The organism is Cupriavidus sp. 22TCCZM01-5 (assembly GCF_057798915.1).
The window spans coordinates 37,984-55,634 of the sequence record NZ_JBYOJR010000019.1 but is presented as its reverse complement, the minus strand read 5'-3'; the positions used below and the strand labels follow the sequence as shown (position 1 = coordinate 55,634).

Genomic DNA, 17,651 nt, shown 5'->3' with positions numbered 1-17,651 from the left:
TTAATGCTCAATCAAAGACAACACTTCATCGACCATCATGTCGACCTCCTGCACGGCTTCGCGCGCGCCAGCAACGCCATGGACGGTGCATCCGATCGCCTGGCATTCGCGGAATGCCGATCGCGAACCAATCATGGAATTCAGTAGCGGAACTTCGCCATCGTCGCCAAGGATCTCGATCGCCTGGCGCGCGATCGACACGCGCCGTTGCACCATGTTCGCCATCACGCGGATCAGCAACGTCTCGTTCTGGACCTGTGCATGCTGCGCCAGCGTCTTCGCTGCCACGGCGGCCCACAGGTCGGGCGGCGAGGGTACCACGGGGATGATGGCCAGGTCTGAAATCAGCAGGGCACTGGATGGCGCCGCAGAATGTACGGCCGGCGGGCAGTCGACGACGATGTAGTCATAGTCCTGCACAAATTTACGGACTTCCCGATGCATGGCACCACCGGAGGGTGCCAGACCGATAACCGAGGCCGGAAAGGGACGCTCATCACTGGCCTGGGCCGCCCATCGTGTCGCCGTGCCCTGCTCGTCCATATCGACCAGCATGGACCGGGCGCCGCGCAGGCCCAGAGTTCCGGCCAGATGCATGCTCACCGTAGTCTTGCCGCACCCGCCTTTCTGGTTGAAGACCGTGATGATTTTTGCTGCCACGAGGACCTCTCTTTCAGCGCTGAAAGCGCGATTAACTTTAGGCGTCACTTTAGCCAAATCCCGGTGGGGCATCAACCCAATTCTAAATCTTTATAAAATATGTAACTTTTCCAAAGGAGACATCTTCCCGTCACAAAGCGCAAATCCGCCAATGTTTGATATTTCTGCTTGAAATGCGGCAGACAGTCCGCCTAAAGTATTTGTAGTGCGCTTTACGGCGCACATGACAGACCAGGACAAATCTGGTTATGATGCGCCCTACAGTCGAGTCAAGTCGTGTCAACCTCGTCGGCTTCCGTTCGGTATCTACGAGAATTCAACGTGCTTGAACGGTTGTTTGCGTGGTGTACAAGAACTTGCTTCGAAAGGAAATTCCTATGGCAACCGGTACGGTCAAGTGGTTCAACGAGACCAAGGGCTTTGGCTTCATCACCCCGGACGACGGCGGTGCGGATCTGTTCGCGCACTTCTCCGAGATCCAGGGCGCTGGTTTCAAGACGCTGAAGGATGGTCAACGCGTGACCTTTGAGGTCAAGCAAGGCCCGAAGGGTCTGCAGGCATCGGCCATCAAACCCGCCTGATGAGCGTGCGCCACGCAGCTTGCTGCGTGGCCATCGCGCGAAAGCAAAAAAGGCAAGCCGCGCGCTTGCCTTTTTTGTCGCCGGGTGCCGGGCTCAGCCCAGCTTGCGGACGCTGGTTCTGGATGGCTGCAGGATCAGTGCCTTGGAGGAGTCCGCATCGACCTTGGCGCCGGGATAGACCACCAGCACATCCTTGAGTGCCTTGCGGAACAGCGCCCGGAACTTCCGCTCGCTCTCGGTCTCCGTGCCGAACTGCATTTGCAAGGCTTCCCACGGAATCTCTGTACGCCGCTGGATCGTAAAGAAGCGGTACGTCAGCCACGAGTAAACATCGAGGGCAAAGGGCGACTGTTTCAGTGCCTTCAGCGCCCGCATGTCGACCGGTACCGGGCGATTCACCAGTTCGTTGAAGAACGGCTCGGAGAGCACCACGAAGCTCTCGAACATAGAGCCTTGCCCAGGCTGCATCGGATCCCACCACGTTGACAGCTGGTCGGCCAGCAGGTAACCGACGCGGTCGATTGACAGCGGCTCGTGGTTGCTGTTCTGGTTCTGGCTCGGCGTGGATTTGTTCTGGACAATTGCGATGGTGGCCGAGAACAGGCGGATCATCTGCTGCCGGACCAGCGTCATGGTGCCGCGCTTGCCACCCGTCGCCATCGGAATGCCAAGGTTGTACATGAACTCCGACAAGGAATTGCCCAGCGAGATGCGTCGGTCTTCCACCGTTCCGGTGAACTCTCCGCGCTTCTTCTTGGCCATGATTTCCTTGCCGATCCATGCAAGCATCAGGCGCGGGTACGAGCCATACGGATAGCCCAGCGAGACCGTTTCGGAAACGAGTTTCTGCCGGCCGTTGCTGGCGCGCTCAGAACGCTGCTGCGTGAAGTAGCCAGGCTGGATCATCAACGAAATGTTGCCGCTGGTACGTGTCCATACCGGCGGCGCACCCTTCGGCGCGCGATACGGCAGCGTTACCTGAACGCTGGCGCGGCTGAGAAAGCCGACTTCGCCACTTTGCCAGGCGTCCTCGCGTTCCATGGCTTGCGCCTCGTCGAACAGACGTTGGAATTTCTCGGACGGAACCAGGCTGTTCTCGTTACCGGGAACAATGATGCGGGATGGTTCTCCATCCATATCCAGGATGGAGCGATCCCCCGCGGCGACCGGGGTGCGTTTGATGGGCATATTAGCGTGCTTCGAATTACCCGCCTTTGTACGCGAAGCCGTAAACCTTGTCACGCAGAAACGGGTACGTATACGTTTCCTGCGGCGTTTACGTGAATGCCGACTGGTTTGAGGTGCCGTGTTTACCTGGTTGAGGAAAGGCTGGCGCTCGGTGGGCAACCCGGGAGGGTTGTCCACGGATGGCCAGTCCTTGGCTACAAGTAAACGATACCGATACGGGTTAACTACTTGTAAACCGTATACGGAGCGTTCAGGGCCTTGATTTCAAAACAGATTTTGACTGCGTGCGAACCCGAATCTGCGGGCAACCGTACTCGATTCTGCGAACCGCTGAACCTGATTCTGCGCAATGCCGAACCCGTTTCAGCGCAGGGGCCGAACCGGATTCTGCGTGGATAACTTATTGTTCCCACAGGCTTTTCCACAGCAAGAGGCCACCGCGGCGTACCAATTTCTGCGATGAAAGTGGCGCGACGTGCATTAAGAGGCACTGCTGCGTATACTTCTCCGAGTTATTCACGCAGAAACGGGTTCGCCCCCCGGGTATCCCTGTCGGCTTTCTCGCCCCAACCGTACCCATTTCTGCGTCGTCCGCGGGCAAAGCGTACCTGATTCTGCGTTCGGCCTCTTTTGGGGCTGTCGGGCGCCTCAGCGTACCTGATTCTGCGGCGTACCCGTTTCTGCGATTGCCTGGCCCGCGGCCTGTTCGACGCCTGCGTACCTATTTCTGCGTGGATAGGCGCGGTTCCGTTCAGCCTCTGCGTACCCGTTTCTGCGTTGGGTACTACGCCCTTGCTTCAGTATCCTTCGCGCAATGTCCATTATAACTACCATATGTAGCAAAAGCTAGCGCTCACATTTCGACGTATACGTAATCTTGTCTCGATAGCGAGTGCGTACCCGTTTCTGCGCGCGACTTGCCGTTGCAGGTTCCGGGCTAGCCAGCGATCCTTTCCACTTCGACTGCGTGGCGTACCCATTTCTGCGCACACTGGCACGAAAACACCCCGGATTAGGCGTACCCAATTCTGCGAAGCGCTCAATGAAGGGACTTTCGATGTGGAAATTCCGCGCCGCAGCAAAGCGCGTACCCATTTCTGCGGGCAGAAGGAGGCGCGTTGGCGCATGAGTCTGAGGCGTCTACGCGACGCTGGGAGATTCCAGTCCGGAGCGATCTTCGTCCCATGCGTACCCGTTTCTGCGCGCCGGGCATTGGGGCCTGCAATCGGCTAAGGGCAATGCGTACCTGTTTCTGCGGACGAAAGATCCGCGGAGCGTACCCATTTCTGCGTTGTGCGCTGCAGTACCTCGTCTAAGGCAGCTTTGAGATGGGAAAGGGCGTACCCGTTTCTGCGGAATCCGTCAGTCGGAGGATTTCGCTGGGACAGATGGGAGTTCTGTCCGGTCCGGGGCCTGGCGGGAAAGAGGAGAAAAAGGCGCCGGCGGCGGGTCTAGGCCGTCTCCGGGCACAAAAAAACCCGCCACAGGGGCGGGTTTCTTATCGTGGCGCGCTGGACGCGCCGCGTGCCTGCTTACAGCGGGGTGATGTTCGCAGCTTGCAGACCCTTCGGGCCGTTCTTGACTTCGAACGACACACGCTGGTTTTCCTGCAGCGACTTGAAACCCTCCGAGCGGATTTCCGAGAAGTGGGCGAAGAGGTCGTCACCGCCTGCGTCCGGCTTGATGAAGCCGAAGCCCTTGGCGTCGTTGAACCATTTGACGATACCGGTTTGCATGATTTGCTTTCCAGAAAAAATAAAAGAAGCGAATGGCGCATGCGCCACTCTAGACGGAACTCAAGGAAAGGACACCATGGACAACCGAAGTACCAGACGGTGGCTAACGAATGAACTGTTGCCTCGTCGCTTGAATCTAGACCGATTTATACGGGGGTTCGATGCCACCGTCAAGCTCGGGATGGCCCGTAGCCGGGGCTGGCCTCACATTCTGCCGCTGTGGGATCATCACGCCTTTTGCATGTCGTTCATGCGTCGGCGCAGACACATGTGCGTCCAATCTGCACCAGAGTAGGCTTGCCGCAAACTACGGGCCGCGCTGGCCTGAGTCACGGCCACGGCAACTCCGGCCCCGGTGCCCCCTTGCACAAGCAGCACGTCGACGCCGTAACGATAGACTGTCAGGAGACCTCCCATGTCGATACCGGAACCCGCCTCCAAGGCGGGTGGCCCCGCCATCAGCCAGTCCGCGCCCTCCCTGCTGGAGCGGCTTTTCAGCTTGTCCGAGCACCAGACGGACGTCCGCACGGAAGTCCTCGCGGGAATGACCACGTTTCTCACGATGGCGTACATCATCTTCGTGAACCCTTCGATCCTGGGGGATGCCGGCATGCCCAAGGATGCGGTCTTCGTGGCCACCTGCGTGGCTGCTGCGATCGGCACGCTGATCATGGGCTTCTACGCCAACTACCCGATCGCCATGGCGCCGGGCATGGGCCTGAATGCGTACTTCGCGTATACCGTGGTAAAGGGCATGGGCTTCGCCTGGCAAGCCGCGCTTGGCGCCGTGCTCATCTCCGGCTGCCTGTTCCTGCTGGTGACGCTGTTCCGCGTGCGTGAAATGATCGTCAATGGCATTCCGCATTCGATTCGCGTGGCTATCACGGCGGGCATTGGCCTGTTCCTGGCTATCGTCGCGCTCAAGAACGCGGGCATCGTCACCGCCAGCCCGGCCACGCTTGTGACCATCGGCGACCTGCATCAGCCGTCGGCCGTACTCGCGATTGTCGGCTTCTTCGTCATTGTTTCGCTGGATCAGCTGAAGGTGAAGGGCGCCATCCTGATCGGCATCCTGCTGACCACGGTGCTGAGCTTCCTTTTCGCGGGCAATACGTTCCACGGCGTGTTTTCCGCACCGCCGTCGATCAGCCCGACCCTGTTCAAGCTTGATGTGTCCGCGGCGTTGTCGATCGGCATCGTGAATGTGGTGCTGGTCTTCTTCCTGGTAGAGCTGTTCGATGCCACCGGCACGCTGATGGGCGTTGCCAATCGTGCGGGATTGCTCAAGGCCGGACGCATGGACCGCCTCAACAAGGCGCTAATGGCCGATAGCACCGCCATCATGGCGGGCTCGTTCCTGGGCACGTCGTCGACCACGGCCTATATCGAAAGCGCGTCGGGCGTGCAGGCCGGCGGACGCACCGGCCTTACCGCGGTGACCGTCGCGTTCCTGTTCCTGGCCTGCCTGTTCATCGCGCCGCTGGCCGGTACGGTGCCCGGCTATGCCACCGCGCCGGCTTTGCTCTATGTGTCTTGCCTGATGCTGCGCGAACTGCTCGATATTGACTGGAACGACGTGACCGAAGTGGTGCCTGCCGTGCTGACAGCGCTCGGCATGCCGTTTACGTATTCGGTGGCCAACGGCGTGGCATTTGGCTTCATCACCTATGCGGTGCTCAAGCTGCTGACCGGCCGCGCCCGTCAAGTGCCGATGATGGTGTGGATCATCGCCGCCGTGTTTATCTTCAAGTTCTACTATCTGCCTGGGCACTGATACCGGCAGGGCCGCAGACGCTACCTGTCCGGAATGCTTGCTGCGGCTCTGTCGCGTACCCAATTCTGCGTACGCGAGGGCAATTAGCGTACCCGTTTCTGCGGGTAGTTGCGGCCCGATTACATTGCCACAGAACCACCGGGCCGCCCAGGATGAGGACGCTGGGGCGCTTCTCGTGCGCATCATCCCAAAGGATGAGTCCGGCATGAGTTTGGTCGGACATCCCCCACTCGGGGCTGGACAAACCGATGCAAATGCACTGAACTATAGGCGTGGCAAAGAGGGGGCGCGCGTGACGCGCCCCTTCTCGACTCCGGTTCATTCGGGGAAGGCGCCGACGAGCGCCGTGATACAACTTCGGCAAGTCTGCCCGTTGTGGGACGCATCCGATCAGACCGTAATGCAATACGGCATCGCCACCACGAAGACAAAGCAGAGCGTGCGGACACATGTGCGCCAAGCGAAAAACAATTTCAACACAGAAGAGTGGTAAACGCGAACGTGTAGTGCCGGGGGTGTTGTACAACGGGGATCAGATCATGACCGCAGGAGAAATCCGGCGACCCGCCATCGGGCCCATCAGCGAGTCCGCCAGTCGTTCCATGCATCGCACCTGGGCTGTACTGGGAGAAGCCGCAGGTGAATCATCGAGCCGCAAGCACCGTCATGACGGCGCGGCCGTGTCCGATGTGACCTTATTGCTCGAGGAAGGCGAGTTGTCCTCGAGTGCGCGCCTGGCCGTAGAGAACCTGCTGCGGCGCCACCGGCTGCTTGAGGCGGAGCTTGTCCGCCAGCGCGAGCTGCTGCAGGAATGGATCCTGAGCCAGCAGACCTACAAGGTCCTCTACTACCAGTATTCCGGGCAGGCACCCGAGGCGCCGCGCGTCGAGCTGATGCGCGAGCGCGATGCTGTCCGACGCCGTCTCCAGGAGGAGCTGCACCTGGGCAGCGATGCTCTCGCTGTCATGGACGAGCAAGCGCGCAGTCAGTCCAGTTCGTGATACCGACGTCGAGTCCGCGGCGAGCGCACCGGCCGGGAGGGCCGGAGCCGATACGCCGGGAAACCGGGATGAACAATAAGCCCAACGTCCGGGAGATCGTTATGGACCGACTGTGCAAGGCGCCGGCACGCGCTGCGCAGGTCGTGGTCGTGTCGCGTCATGAGGATTTTGGTTTTACCGCTGCCCAGTTCGGCCCGGGCTGGGACGTGCGCCGCATCCATCAGGTGCGCGACCTGGAGCGCATCGTGCGCGGGAGCGCCCCCATGGCGGGCGTGATCGACCTGCAGGACGAATACAGCGATGCCGAACTCGCGCAGCTGGAGCAGGGCCTGCAACACCTGCACGTGTCGTGGGTGGCGATCACCAGCGACGCGCGGCTGGCCGACCAGCGCATTCGCCGCCTGATCCGGGATTACTGTGTCGACTACGTGCGTACGCCGTTTTCGCACGACGAACTGCTGTACACACTCAAGCATGCGCACGGCATGGCCTGCCTGCATCACGGGCGCACCACAGAGATGGCGCCGCACGGCACCATGATCGGGGAATGCGCGCCGATGCGCGCCATGTTCCGTTCGCTGGCAAAAGTCGCGCATAACGAAGCGCCGGTATTCATTTCGGGCGAGTCGGGCACAGGCAAGGAACTCGCGGCCCAGGCTATTCACGAGGCCTCGAGCCGGCGCAAGGGGCCGTTCGTCGCGATCAACTGCGGCGCCATCCCGTCGCACCTGGTGCAGTCGGAACTGTTCGGCTACGAGAAGGGCGCCTTCACCGGCGCGAACCAGCGCAAGATCGGCTGGATCGAGCAGGCACAGGGCGGCACGTTGTTCCTCGATGAGATCGGTGACCTCCCGCTCGAAAGCCAGGTCGCGCTGTTGCGCTTTCTGCAGCAGGGCACCATTACCCGGCTGGGCGGACACCAGTCCATTCCGCTGGACCTGCGCATCATCTCGGCCACGCACGTGGACCTGGTGGCGGCGCAGGGCGATGGCCGCTTCCGCTCGGATCTGTTCCATCGCCTGTGCGTGCTGACGCTGACCATCCCGGCGCTGCGCGAGCGCGGCGAGGACATCCTGCTGCTGGCCAATGCCGTGCTGGCCGAGCATGGGCACGAGGCGCACCGGCGCATCCGCGGATTCTCCCCTTGCGCTACGCAGGCGATGATGCAGTACGCGTGGCCGGGCAATGTGCGCGAGCTGATCAACCGGGTGCGGCGTGCCATCGTCATGACCGACAACCGCAAGATCACGGCGGAGGACCTGCAGCTGCTCGGCGGAACGGAGTTGCCGCGCAAGACGCTCGATGCCATTCGCGAAGAAGCCGAGCGCGAGGCGATCCGCAGCGTCATGGCCAGCCACGGCTTCCACGTCGTGCCGGCCGCGCGCGAGCTGAACGTGTCGCGCGTAACGCTATACCGGCTCATGCACAAGCACAACATCCGCGTGGAAACCCAGCCGCCCGCGGGCGAGTAGCCCGGAACCCGTCGCACTAACGGTCGCTCGGCAACGGTCGCGCGCCTCAGGCGCTCCAGGGAAAGGGGAACTGGCGACGTCCGCTCGCCGGTTCCCCCTTCCCCGTGCCCTGCGGCACGTCAGCGCACAACAGTGGTGACCGGCGCGCGTGGCGGATGGCCCGGTCCGGTCGTGTCTTGCGGCCCCGCAACCGACGTGGCCGCCAGGTTCATGCTGATCTTGCCGCGCGTATTGCGCGGCTGTGCATTGCTGCCGCCGTTGTTGTGGCGGCCGGGCGCCGTGTCGCGGCGGTCCAGGCCATCGTGTGCCTGCCGCTCACTCGGCGTCGCGGCGCCCGGGTCCTGCTTGAACTGCAGTTCGCCCCACGCCCAGCCGAAGCCGCGCACGTAGATGTCATTGCTGACGGCGGCATGCGAGTCGGCGCTGGCGTTATCGGGCCTGTCGAAATAGGCATAGCTGGCCGCGGCGGCGCTGGTCGAGAACAGAGCCAGGGCGGCGGCAAGATATCCGGCTTTCATGGGTGGCTCCTCCCTTGGTGGAAAAAAGTGCCCGCCGGGGGACGGAGCACAAGTTCCTGCTGGCTTGGGCGCTGCTCGGGCTGCGCGCCGTGGCCTGGTCTAGTGTCCCGTCCGGCGTCGATATGCCGCCACCGCAAGCGCCCGGCTCCACAGCGCGCAGGGCGATGCGGGCTGCACGGGCAATCGCGGATATGGCAGCAGCGGCGACGACAACAGGTCCATGACGGACGGTGGCGGTCCCGCCAACCGGTGTGAGCGCCGGCGTGCCGTCATGCGTGCTGGCGGATGACGCATGGCTGGGCCCCTCCTGCATCTGTGAGCAATTGCGCTACGGCTTCTTACGACTCCCTTTCGGACAGAGAGCGACAAGTGTGCCAATGGCCGCAAACGCTTGTTCTATGCGGCTTTCAGGCAAGTGAGCGGGGCTCCTGACAGGACCGCGTCGCGGCCGGCGACGAATTGGTTACGCTGCTGCAACGCCTGCGTCCCACATCATGCATCGCGGCTGCCAGCGTGCGTATGACTCACATGCCGCAATGCCGCGCCCTGTGCGGCATCGACTGGCCGCAGGGTCCACGCGCGGCGATTCCGGCACGGTTGCAGGGCTGATACAGGGCAGTGCCCGCGTTACACCCCTGCCGCCACCCGAGGCACGCAGAAACGGGTACGCTTTGCGGCCCGCCTTGCCACCCGGTCAAGCCTGCTCAGCGTGCCGGTGCCGGGGATTGCGCTGGTGCCGGAGATTGGCTCGCGCCGCTCGCCGCGGTGCCGGAAATCGGCTTGGGGCCGGGCTGGCTGCGCTCGCAGCCTGCCACCAGGCTCAGTCCAAGCAGCAGGATGGCGGCCAGAGACCGCCCCGGTGGGATGTGGGTCACATTGCCTCCTTTCGCAGCCCTTGCGGCGCAGGCGCCCGTTACAGGCGCTGGCAGGCGTGCCTTGTCTTACTGTAGCAGGTCGGCCCGGCCCCTCCGCGGACGGCGCCCCGGCTCGGTAAGGCGCGCCGATGCGCAGTATCATGAACGCAGGGGCCGCGTCCGCTGCGCCAGGCACAGAGCGGTGCCGCGGACGCGGCGTTCTGTCCGTAGTGCTGCGAAGGTTTCCCGAGCATGGCTGCCGAAGAACATAACCTGCCAGATGACCAGAATCGCGACCCCGGCGGTCATGCATCCCGTCCGTCCTCGGGCATGCGGCGCTACCTGCCTGACCGCCACACCGGCCAGCGTACGGTCCGCGTGGTCACGGCTGCCGTGCAATCCTGGTTCGTCCACCGCGCGGCCAGCAAGGGCGCCGCGCTGTCCTTCTACATGCTGTTTTCGCTGGCTCCGATCCTGGTGCTGGTGATCTCGATCGCGGGCCTGTTCTTCGGCGCCGAGGCGGCGCGCGGTGAGATTTTTGAGCAGATCCAGGGCCTGGTCGGCGAGCAGGGCGCCAGCGCGATCCAGGGCATCCTGGCAGCCACGCATCGTGCCGGCGGAAGCGGCGTGGCGGCCATGATCGCGACCGGCATCCTCTTTGTCGGCGCGACCAGCGCCTTTGCCGAGCTCAAAAGCAGCCTGGATGACATCTGGCACGTGCCCGTGCCGCCCACCGCGGGCTGGCAGCAGTTGCTGCGCTCGCGCCTGCTCTCGTTCAGCCTGGTGCTGGTGCTGGCGTTGATGCTGCTCGTATCGCTGATCGTCAACGCCGCGCTGGCCGTGGTGGATCGTTTCTGGGGACAGCTGTGGACGCAATCCTGGTTCTCGCCGGTCGCGGACGCGCTTTCCACAGGTTTTTCGTTCGCCGTGGTGACGGCGCTGTTCGCCGTGATCTTCAAGATGCTGCCCAATGCCCGCATTGCCTGGCGTGACGTCACCATGGGCGCGATCATCACCGCCCTGCTGTTTTCGGTCGGCAAGCGCCTGATCGGCATCTACCTGGGAAACAGCGCCGTGGCGTCGTCTTACGGTGCGGCGGGTTCGGTTGTGGCGCTGATGCTCTGGGTGTACTACTCGGCACAGATCTTTTTCTTCGGTGCGGAACTCACGCGCCAGTACGCACTGCAGTTCGGCAGCCTGCGTGGCCAGCAGGCGGATGCGTTTCCCGGGCCGGGCGGCGAACCGGTAAAATAGCGCCCCATTCCCTTTCGTGCGTGCCCGCAGTGCCGGCCCGACCGCCCGCGTGCGGTCCTTGCCGTTGCCCGGCCGGCCCCCGCATGCCGGGCCCTGCAATCCTCCCGATCCCTATCCGCTGCCGTGAGCTCGCTCGTATCCGAAATTGCGCGTCGACGCACCTTTGCCATCATTTCCCACCCTGACGCGGGCAAGACCACGCTGACCGAGAAGCTGCTGTGGTTCGGCGGCGCGATCCAGGTGGCCGGCGAAGTGCGCGCGCGCAAGGCCGACCGCCATGCCACTTCGGACTGGATGGAGCTGGAGAAGCAGCGCGGCATTTCGGTGACCTCGTCGGTGATGCAGTTCCCTTACCGCCGCGAGGCTGCCGAGGGCAAGGCCGAAGAGAACATCGTCAACCTGCTCGACACGCCGGGCCACGAGGACTTCTCCGAAGACACCTACCGCACGCTGACCGCGGTCGACTCGGCCGTGATGGTGATCGACTCGGTCAACGGCGTGGAAGCGCAGACCATCAAGCTGCTCAACGTCTGCCGCCTGCGCGACACGCCCATCCTCACCTTCATCAACAAGCTCGACCGCGAAGGCCGCTCGCCGATCGAACTGCTCGACGAGATCGAGGAGGTGCTGCAGATCCAGTGCGCGCCGATGACCTGGCCGATCGGCATGGGCAAGGCCTTCCGCGGCGTGTACCACCTGATCGACGACAAGGTGCAACTGTTCGACCCGCACGGCGACAAGGGCACCGCGGCCATCCTCGACGGGCTCGACAACCCCGAGCTGGACCGCATCCTCGGCAGCCAGGCCGACGAGCTGCGCCTGGAGATCGAACTGGTGCGCGGCGCTTCCCACATCTTCGACAAGGACGCGTTCCTGGCGGGCAAGCAGACGCCGGTCTATTTCGGTTCGGCGATCAACAACTTTGGCGTGCAGTCGCTGCTGAACGCGTTGTGCCAGCTGTCGCCGCCGCCGCTCGCACGCAACACCGAAACGCGCGTGGTCGGGCCGCAAGAAGCCAAGTTCACCGGTTTCGTGTTCAAGATCCAGGCCAATATGGACCCGCGCCATCGCGACCGCATTGCCTTCGTGCGCGTCTGCTCGGGCCGCTTCGAGCGGGGCATGAAGCTGCTGCACGTGTCGCAGGGCAAGACCGTGGCGATCAACAACGCCATCACGTTCATGGCGCAGGACCGCAACACCACGGAAGAGGCCTACGCGGGCGACATCATCGGCGTGCCGAACCACGGCACCATCCGCCTGGGCGATGTCTTCACCGAGGGCGAGCCCCTCAAGTTCACGGGCATCCCGTCGTTCGCGCCGGAATTCTTCCGCCGCGCGCGGCTGAACAACCCGCTCAAGGTCAAGCAGCTGCAGAAGGGGTTGCAGCAGCTCGCGGAAGAGGGCGCCACGCAGATGTTCCGCCCGCTCGCGTCCAACGACCTGGTGCTGGGCGCGGTCGGCATCCTGCAGTTCGACGTGGTGGCGCACCGGCTCGAGCATGAGTACGGCGTCGATGCCATTTTCGAATCGCATGAATGCGCGACCGCGCGCTGGCTCCGGGGCGAGCCGGCCGAGATCGAGAAGCTGATCGCCAAGGCCGGCCACAACGTGGCGCTCGATGGCGCCGGCGATCACGTCTACCTGGCGCCGAGCATGGTCAACCTGCGGCTCACGCAGGAGAAGTTCCCGAACGTGCAGTTCATGGAAACGCGCGAGATCGTCTGACGCCTGCCCATTCGAAAGCAAAACGGCCCGCAGCCATGCGGGCCGTTTTGCTTTGCCGGAACTGCCGCCGAACAGCGTTCAGCATTTCGTGTGCGAATGTCGGCAGTTGCATGCACGCAGTCGCGTGGCCGGCCGTAGAATGAGGGTTTTGCCGTGGCGGGCCGTGCGCGACTGCCTGAAGCGGCACCTTGTGTCGTTGCCGTGACCGGCCTGCCGCCGGCGATCTCCCGCCCATGTCTTCCCCTGCCGCCACTATTGCCGAAGCGCCCGACAGCGTCTTTGGCGACCCCTCGTTCCGCCGTTTCTGGTTCGCGCGCCTGTGCACCACCATTGGCTACCAGATCTTCACCGTGGCGGTCGGGTGGCAGATGTACGACCTGACGCGCGACGCGTTCATGCTTGGGCTGGTGGGCCTGGTGCAGTTCCTGCCCTCGGTGGTGCTGATCCTGATGTCGGGCCATGTGGCGGACCGTTTCGACCGCCGGCGCATCGTGCGGACCTGCCAGGCGCTTGAAGCGCTGATCGCCGTGGCCATGGCCGTGGCGAGCCTCTCGGGGCGGATCAACCCCGAGCACATCTTCCTGTTCGTCGCGCTGATCGGTGCCACGCGCGCGTTCGAGACGCCGACGCTGCAGGCGCTGTTGCCGAGCGTGGTGACGCCGCGCCAGTTGCCGCGCGCCGTGGCGCTGGCCAGTTCGGCGGGCCAGGCCGCCATCATCATCGGCCCGGCCATCGGCGGCTTTGCCTATGTCGCGGGCCCGGGGGTCGTGTACGCACTGAGCGCCACGCTGTTCGCGGTAGCCGCCGTGCTGGTCACCGGCCTGACCCTGCGCCAGCCCGTGCAGCGGCTAACCGCGCCGGTGAGCGTGAAGACGCTGTTTGCGGGGTTTGCTTACATCCGCAGCCGGCCGGTGCTGCTTGGCGCGATCTCGCTGGACCTGTTCGCGGTGCTGCTCGGCGGCGCGACGGCGCTGCTGCCGATCTATGCGCGCGACATCCTGCATACCGGCCCGTGGGGTTTGGGGCTGCTGCGTTCGTCGCCTGCCGTCGGCGCGCTGGTGACGGCGTTATGGCTGGCCCGGCATCCGCTCAACCGCCGCGCGGGCAAGGTGATGTTCGGCGCCGTGGCGGTGTTCGGCGCGGCCACGCTGGTGTTCGGCGTGTCGCACTGGCTGCCTTTGTCGATGGCCGCGCTGGTCGTGCTCGGCGCGTCCGACATGATCAGCGTGGTGGTGCGCTCGACGCTGGTCCAGCTCGATACGCCCGATGACATGCGCGGGCGCGTCGGCGCCGTCAACTCGGTCTTCATCGGCGCTTCCAACCAGCTTGGCGAGTTCGAATCGGGCGTGACGGCGGCGTTGCTGGGCCCGATCGGTGCGGTGGTTCTCGGCGGCGTGGGCACCCTGCTGGTGGTGGCGCTGTGGATGCGCCTGTTCCCGGCACTGGCCCAGCGCGACCGCCTGCACGATCACCCGGCCTGAGTGCCGGGGCGCGAGCGTACCCGTTTCTGCGTACGAACGCAGGGCTTGGCGGCGGCGCTTCCGGGGATCGCGTATAGTCACCGGACACTTTCCTGACGCCCATGGCCGCCCCTGACACCAGCCTCTACAGCGCGACCGATCCGCTGCGACACCATGCGGTGTTCAATGCGCTGACGGACTCGCGTGCGTCCCTGGAGCGCGCCACCGCGCTCGGCGACGGACTGGGCCTGGCACTGTGGCGCAACCGGCACGACAACACCGCGTATGCGCAGCCGGGGCATCACACGCTATCGGTATACCTGGAAGGCGGCCACTCCACGTACCGGCTCGACCAGCCTGGCAATCTTGGCGCTCCGGGCCGTCTGTGCCTGTTGCCCGCCGATCATGAATCGCGCTGGCACGTGGGCGGCACGCAGCGCTTTCTGCACCTCTATTTCGACCCCGAATACGTAGCCTGGCACTGCATCAGGCTGCTGGACCGCGAGCCGCGCGGCCTGCAACTGCGCGACCTGACCTTCGCCCAGGATCCGTACCTGTTCGCGCTCGGCCAGCGCCTGGCCGCGCTCGACTGGCAGGCGCCCGACACGCGCATGACCGGCAACGCGCTCGCCCACGACGCCGTCACCCACCTGCTGCTCAGCCATGCTTCGCACCGGCCGGGCGCCGACTGGCGCGGCGGCCTGTCGGCCATATCGCGCCGCACGGTGCGCGACTGGATCGAGGCCCATCCGGAACAGAACCCGACGCTCGGCGAAATGGCCGCGTTGGCAGGGCTGTCGGAATACCACTTCGCACGCATGTTCCGCGTGAGCTTCGGCATGCCGCCGCACGCGTGGATCCTGCGCGCGCGGCTGCAGCGCGCCATGCGGCTGCTGGACGACGCGCGCCTGCCCTTGAACGAGGTGGCAGCGCGCGCCGGCTTCGCCTCGGCGAGCCATTTCAACAACCGCTTCCGTACTGCGTTCGGCATCACGCCTGGCGCATGGCGCGCCGCCCGCACGCGTTGATCGTGCCCGCCGCTGGCGGCGGAGGTGGAAACCAAACCCTCCTTTGCATTGGTCCTCTTAAAAGCAGCGAACGCTTATGTACTGGCGCCGTTTGTCAGTGAATGTCTGACATTGAGGCGTGGTCAGGAGGCCGATTCCCAACTTTGCCGCGATGTTCGCGCCGATGCGCCCATGCGGCCTGCGCACGCAGAAACGGGTACGCCTCACAACCAGGAGACTTTTGATGAACTGGAACATCGACGCCAACAGGATCGAGAACGCCTGGAACTACCTCGTGCAGCTGGCCGTGCACCAGGGATGAACTGCATCGCTGCCCCGCTGATCGACGCACAGGGCGTCGCCGGCACGGTGCGCGAGACCGACCGTGCGAACCCGCTGCGTCGCACGGGCTAAGTGCGCGCGTCCTCATCCGCGAACAGCGTGCAGGCCCCGGCTTCGGCCTCGCTGACGTGGCGGCGGAACGCCGCGAACAGGTCGCGGCCCACGCCGTGACGGTTGGCGCTGAGGTCGGGCCGGTCGGGCTGGCGCGCGTTCCACTCGGCGTCGGGCACCAGCACGGTCAGTACGCCGGCGGGCGCGTCGACGCGCACCATGTCGCCGGTGCGCACGCGCGCGATGCCGCCGCCGTTGAGCGCTTCTGGACAGACGTGGATGGCCGCGGGCACCTTGCCCGAGGCGCCGGACATGCGTCCGTCGGTCACCAGCGCGACATGGAAGCCGCGGTCCTGCAGCACCGTCAGTGTCGGCGTGAGCTTGTGCAGCTCGGGCATGCCACATGACGCGGGTCCCTGCCATGGGAGTACCGCAACGAAATCGCGCTCCAGTTCGCCACGCTTGAACGCGGCGATCACGTCGTCCTGGTGCGCGAACACGATCGCGGGCGCTTCCACCACCTGGTGCTCCGGCTTCACCGCCGAGGTCTTGATGACCGCGCGCCCAAGCTTGCCGTCGAGCAGCTTGATGCCGCCGTCCGGCAGGAATGGCTGCGCGGCGCCGCGCACGATGGTGTCATCGAGCGTGGCGGCCGGCCCGTCGGTCCATTCCAGCTTGCCGTCGCGCAGCACCGGTTCGCGCGTGTAGGCCTCCAGCCCGCGGCCGACCACCGTCGTCACGTCGTCATGCAGCAGGCCCAGTTCGAGCAGCCCGCGGATCACGACCGACAGCCCGCCCGCCGCCTGGAACTGGTTCACGTCGGCCTTGCCGTTCGGGTAGACGCGCGCGAGCAGCGGCACCGCCGCCGACAGTTCGTCGAAGTCGTCCCACGTCAGCACGATGCCGGCCACGCGCGCCATGGCGATCAGGTGCAGCGTATGGTTGGTCGAGCCGCCAGTGGCCAGCAGGCCGACCACGCCGTTGACGAAGGCGCGCTCGTCGAGCACGTCGGCAACGGGCGTATATCGTTCGCCGCCGTGCACCAGGCGCAGCGCCTGCCGGGCCGATTCGCGCGTGAGCGCCTCGCGCAGCGGCGTGTTCGGGTTGACGAAGGCGGTGCCCGGCAGATGCAGCCCCATCATCTCCATCAGCATCTGGTTGGAGTTCGCCGTGCCGTAGAAGGTGCAGGTGCCGGGGCCGTGGTAGGAACGTGTCTCGGCTTCGAGCAGCTCCTTGCGGCCGATCTTGCCTTCGGCGTAGAGCTGGCGCACGTGTGCCTTCTCATCGTTACTCATGCCGGTGGTCATCGGGCCGCCGGGCACGAACACGGCAGGCAGGTGACCAAACGACAGGGCGCCCATCACCAGCCCCGGCACGATCTTGTCGCACACGCCCAGGTACAGCGCGCCGTCGAACATCTGGTGCGACAGCGCCACCGCCGTTGCCAGCGCGATCACATCGCGCGAGAACAGCGACAGGTCCATGCCGTCCTGGCCCTGGGTCACGCCGTCGCACATGGCCGGTGTGCCGCCGGCGAACTGCGCGGTGCCACCGGCCTCGAGCGCGGCTTCCTTGAGCCATTGCGGAAAGGCCGCGAGCGGCTGGTGCGCCGAGAGCATGTCGTTATAGGCCGAGACGATGGCGAGGTTCGGCCTTTCGTCGGCCTTGAGCCGGATCTTGGCCTGGTCCGGCATGGCCGCCATGGCGTGCGCGAGGTTGGTACAGGAAAGCTGGGCGCGCTCGACCTTCTGTCCCGCCATGGCGTGGGTACGGTCAAGGTAGGCCTGCCGGGAAGGGCCGCTGCGCGCGATGATGCGGGCCGTGACCCGTTCGAGCACTGGGTGACGTGGCATAGGTTTCTCCTGCGGGGTTGCTTCCAGCCTAGCGCACTTCGCGGCACGCTGCACGCCGTGCGGGGCGGACTCCGGGCACGCAGAAACGGGTACGCTTGTGGCCCGCGCGCCTCGCCAAGCGGCGGCGACTCACGTAAACTGCCCGGAACTTATGCGCCGCGGGCAGACACTCAAT

General features: G+C 64.6%; 15 protein-coding genes. 9 read left to right on the top strand and 6 right to left on the bottom strand.

What is annotated here, in order from left to right:
• Positions 1 to 660, bottom strand: a complete 660-nt coding sequence (locus tag AC3FNH_RS18410; protein WP_011301451.1) for an AAA family ATPase — start codon at positions 658 to 660, stop codon at positions 1 to 3.
• Positions 661 to 1,037: 377 nt separating this feature from the next.
• Between AC3FNH_RS18410 and AC3FNH_RS18405 the strand changes: the two genes are divergently transcribed.
• Positions 1,038 to 1,241 (top strand): cold-shock protein, encoded by a 204-nt coding sequence (locus AC3FNH_RS18405; RefSeq protein ID WP_042880443.1) that lies wholly within the window; start codon positions 1,038 to 1,040, stop codon positions 1,239 to 1,241.
• 93 nt (positions 1,242 to 1,334) lie between these two features.
• Here AC3FNH_RS18405 and AC3FNH_RS18400 read toward each other — a convergent pair whose 3' ends face one another.
• Both AC3FNH_RS18400 and AC3FNH_RS18395 read right to left on the bottom strand, forming a co-directional pair.
• The gene (locus AC3FNH_RS18400) at positions 1,335 to 2,429 is read right to left on the bottom strand and encodes a replication protein RepA (RefSeq protein ID WP_488721144.1); all 1,095 of its coding nucleotides are present in this window, start codon (positions 2,427 to 2,429) and stop codon (positions 1,335 to 1,337) included.
• Between the two features lie 1,532 nt (positions 2,430 to 3,961).
• The gene (locus AC3FNH_RS18395; protein ID WP_035875195.1) at positions 3,962 to 4,165 is read right to left on the bottom strand and encodes a cold-shock protein; all 204 of its coding nucleotides are present in this window, start codon (positions 4,163 to 4,165) and stop codon (positions 3,962 to 3,964) included.
• A 415-nt stretch (positions 4,166 to 4,580) separates the two neighbouring features.
• Between AC3FNH_RS18395 and AC3FNH_RS18390 the strand changes: the two genes are divergently transcribed.
• The 3 genes from AC3FNH_RS18390 (at position 4,581) to AC3FNH_RS18380 (ending at position 8,412) form a co-directional block, all read left to right on the top strand.
• Positions 4,581 to 5,939, top strand: coding sequence for an NCS2 family permease (locus AC3FNH_RS18390; RefSeq protein WP_276102619.1), 1,359 nt, complete (start codon positions 4,581 to 4,583; stop codon positions 5,937 to 5,939).
• A 539-nt stretch (positions 5,940 to 6,478) separates the two neighbouring features.
• Positions 6,479 to 6,940, top strand: coding sequence for a hypothetical protein (locus AC3FNH_RS18385; RefSeq protein ID WP_488721103.1), 462 nt, complete (start codon positions 6,479 to 6,481; stop codon positions 6,938 to 6,940).
• A gap of 101 nt (positions 6,941 to 7,041) precedes the next feature.
• The gene (locus tag AC3FNH_RS18380; RefSeq protein ID WP_488721143.1) at positions 7,042 to 8,412 is read left to right on the top strand and encodes a sigma 54-interacting transcriptional regulator; all 1,371 of its coding nucleotides are present in this window, start codon (positions 7,042 to 7,044) and stop codon (positions 8,410 to 8,412) included.
• Positions 8,413 to 8,531: 119 nt separating this feature from the next.
• Here the strand turns inward: AC3FNH_RS18380 and AC3FNH_RS18375 are convergent, their stop codons facing one another.
• On the bottom strand, positions 8,532 to 8,930 hold the full coding sequence (locus tag AC3FNH_RS18375; protein ID WP_276102617.1) for a hypothetical protein: 399 nt from the start codon (positions 8,928 to 8,930) through the stop codon (positions 8,532 to 8,534).
• 704 nt (positions 8,931 to 9,634) lie between these two features.
• The gene (locus tag AC3FNH_RS18370; RefSeq protein WP_488721102.1) at positions 9,635 to 9,805 is read right to left on the bottom strand and encodes a hypothetical protein; all 171 of its coding nucleotides are present in this window, start codon (positions 9,803 to 9,805) and stop codon (positions 9,635 to 9,637) included.
• 309 nt (positions 9,806 to 10,114) lie between these two features.
• Between AC3FNH_RS18370 and AC3FNH_RS18365 the strand changes: the two genes are divergently transcribed.
• The 5 genes from AC3FNH_RS18365 (at position 10,115) to AC3FNH_RS18345 (ending at position 15,644) form a co-directional block, all read left to right on the top strand.
• Complete coding sequence (locus tag AC3FNH_RS18365; protein WP_276103339.1) at positions 10,115 to 11,038, top strand: YihY/virulence factor BrkB family protein; 924 nt, start codon at positions 10,115 to 10,117, stop codon at positions 11,036 to 11,038.
• A 123-nt stretch (positions 11,039 to 11,161) separates the two neighbouring features.
• The gene (locus AC3FNH_RS18360; protein WP_488721101.1) at positions 11,162 to 12,763 is read left to right on the top strand and encodes a peptide chain release factor 3; all 1,602 of its coding nucleotides are present in this window, start codon (positions 11,162 to 11,164) and stop codon (positions 12,761 to 12,763) included.
• A gap of 233 nt (positions 12,764 to 12,996) precedes the next feature.
• Positions 12,997 to 14,244 carry an MFS transporter gene (locus AC3FNH_RS18355; protein ID WP_488721100.1) on the top strand — a complete coding sequence of 416 codons (1,248 nt, stop codon included), beginning with the start codon at positions 12,997 to 12,999 and terminating at the stop codon, positions 14,242 to 14,244.
• A gap of 101 nt (positions 14,245 to 14,345) precedes the next feature.
• Positions 14,346 to 15,251, top strand: coding sequence for a helix-turn-helix domain-containing protein (locus tag AC3FNH_RS18350; protein WP_488721099.1), 906 nt, complete (start codon positions 14,346 to 14,348; stop codon positions 15,249 to 15,251).
• Between the two features lie 24 nt (positions 15,252 to 15,275).
• Positions 15,276 to 15,644, top strand: coding sequence for a hypothetical protein (locus tag AC3FNH_RS18345; RefSeq protein ID WP_488721098.1), 369 nt, complete (start codon positions 15,276 to 15,278; stop codon positions 15,642 to 15,644).
• Here the strand turns inward: AC3FNH_RS18345 and edd are convergent.
• Positions 15,641 to 17,476, bottom strand: a complete 1,836-nt coding sequence (gene edd / locus AC3FNH_RS18340; protein WP_488721097.1) for a phosphogluconate dehydratase — start codon at positions 17,474 to 17,476, stop codon at positions 15,641 to 15,643. The genes AC3FNH_RS18345 and edd overlap by 4 nt on opposite strands.
• Between the last annotated feature and the right edge of the window lie 175 nt (positions 17,477 to 17,651).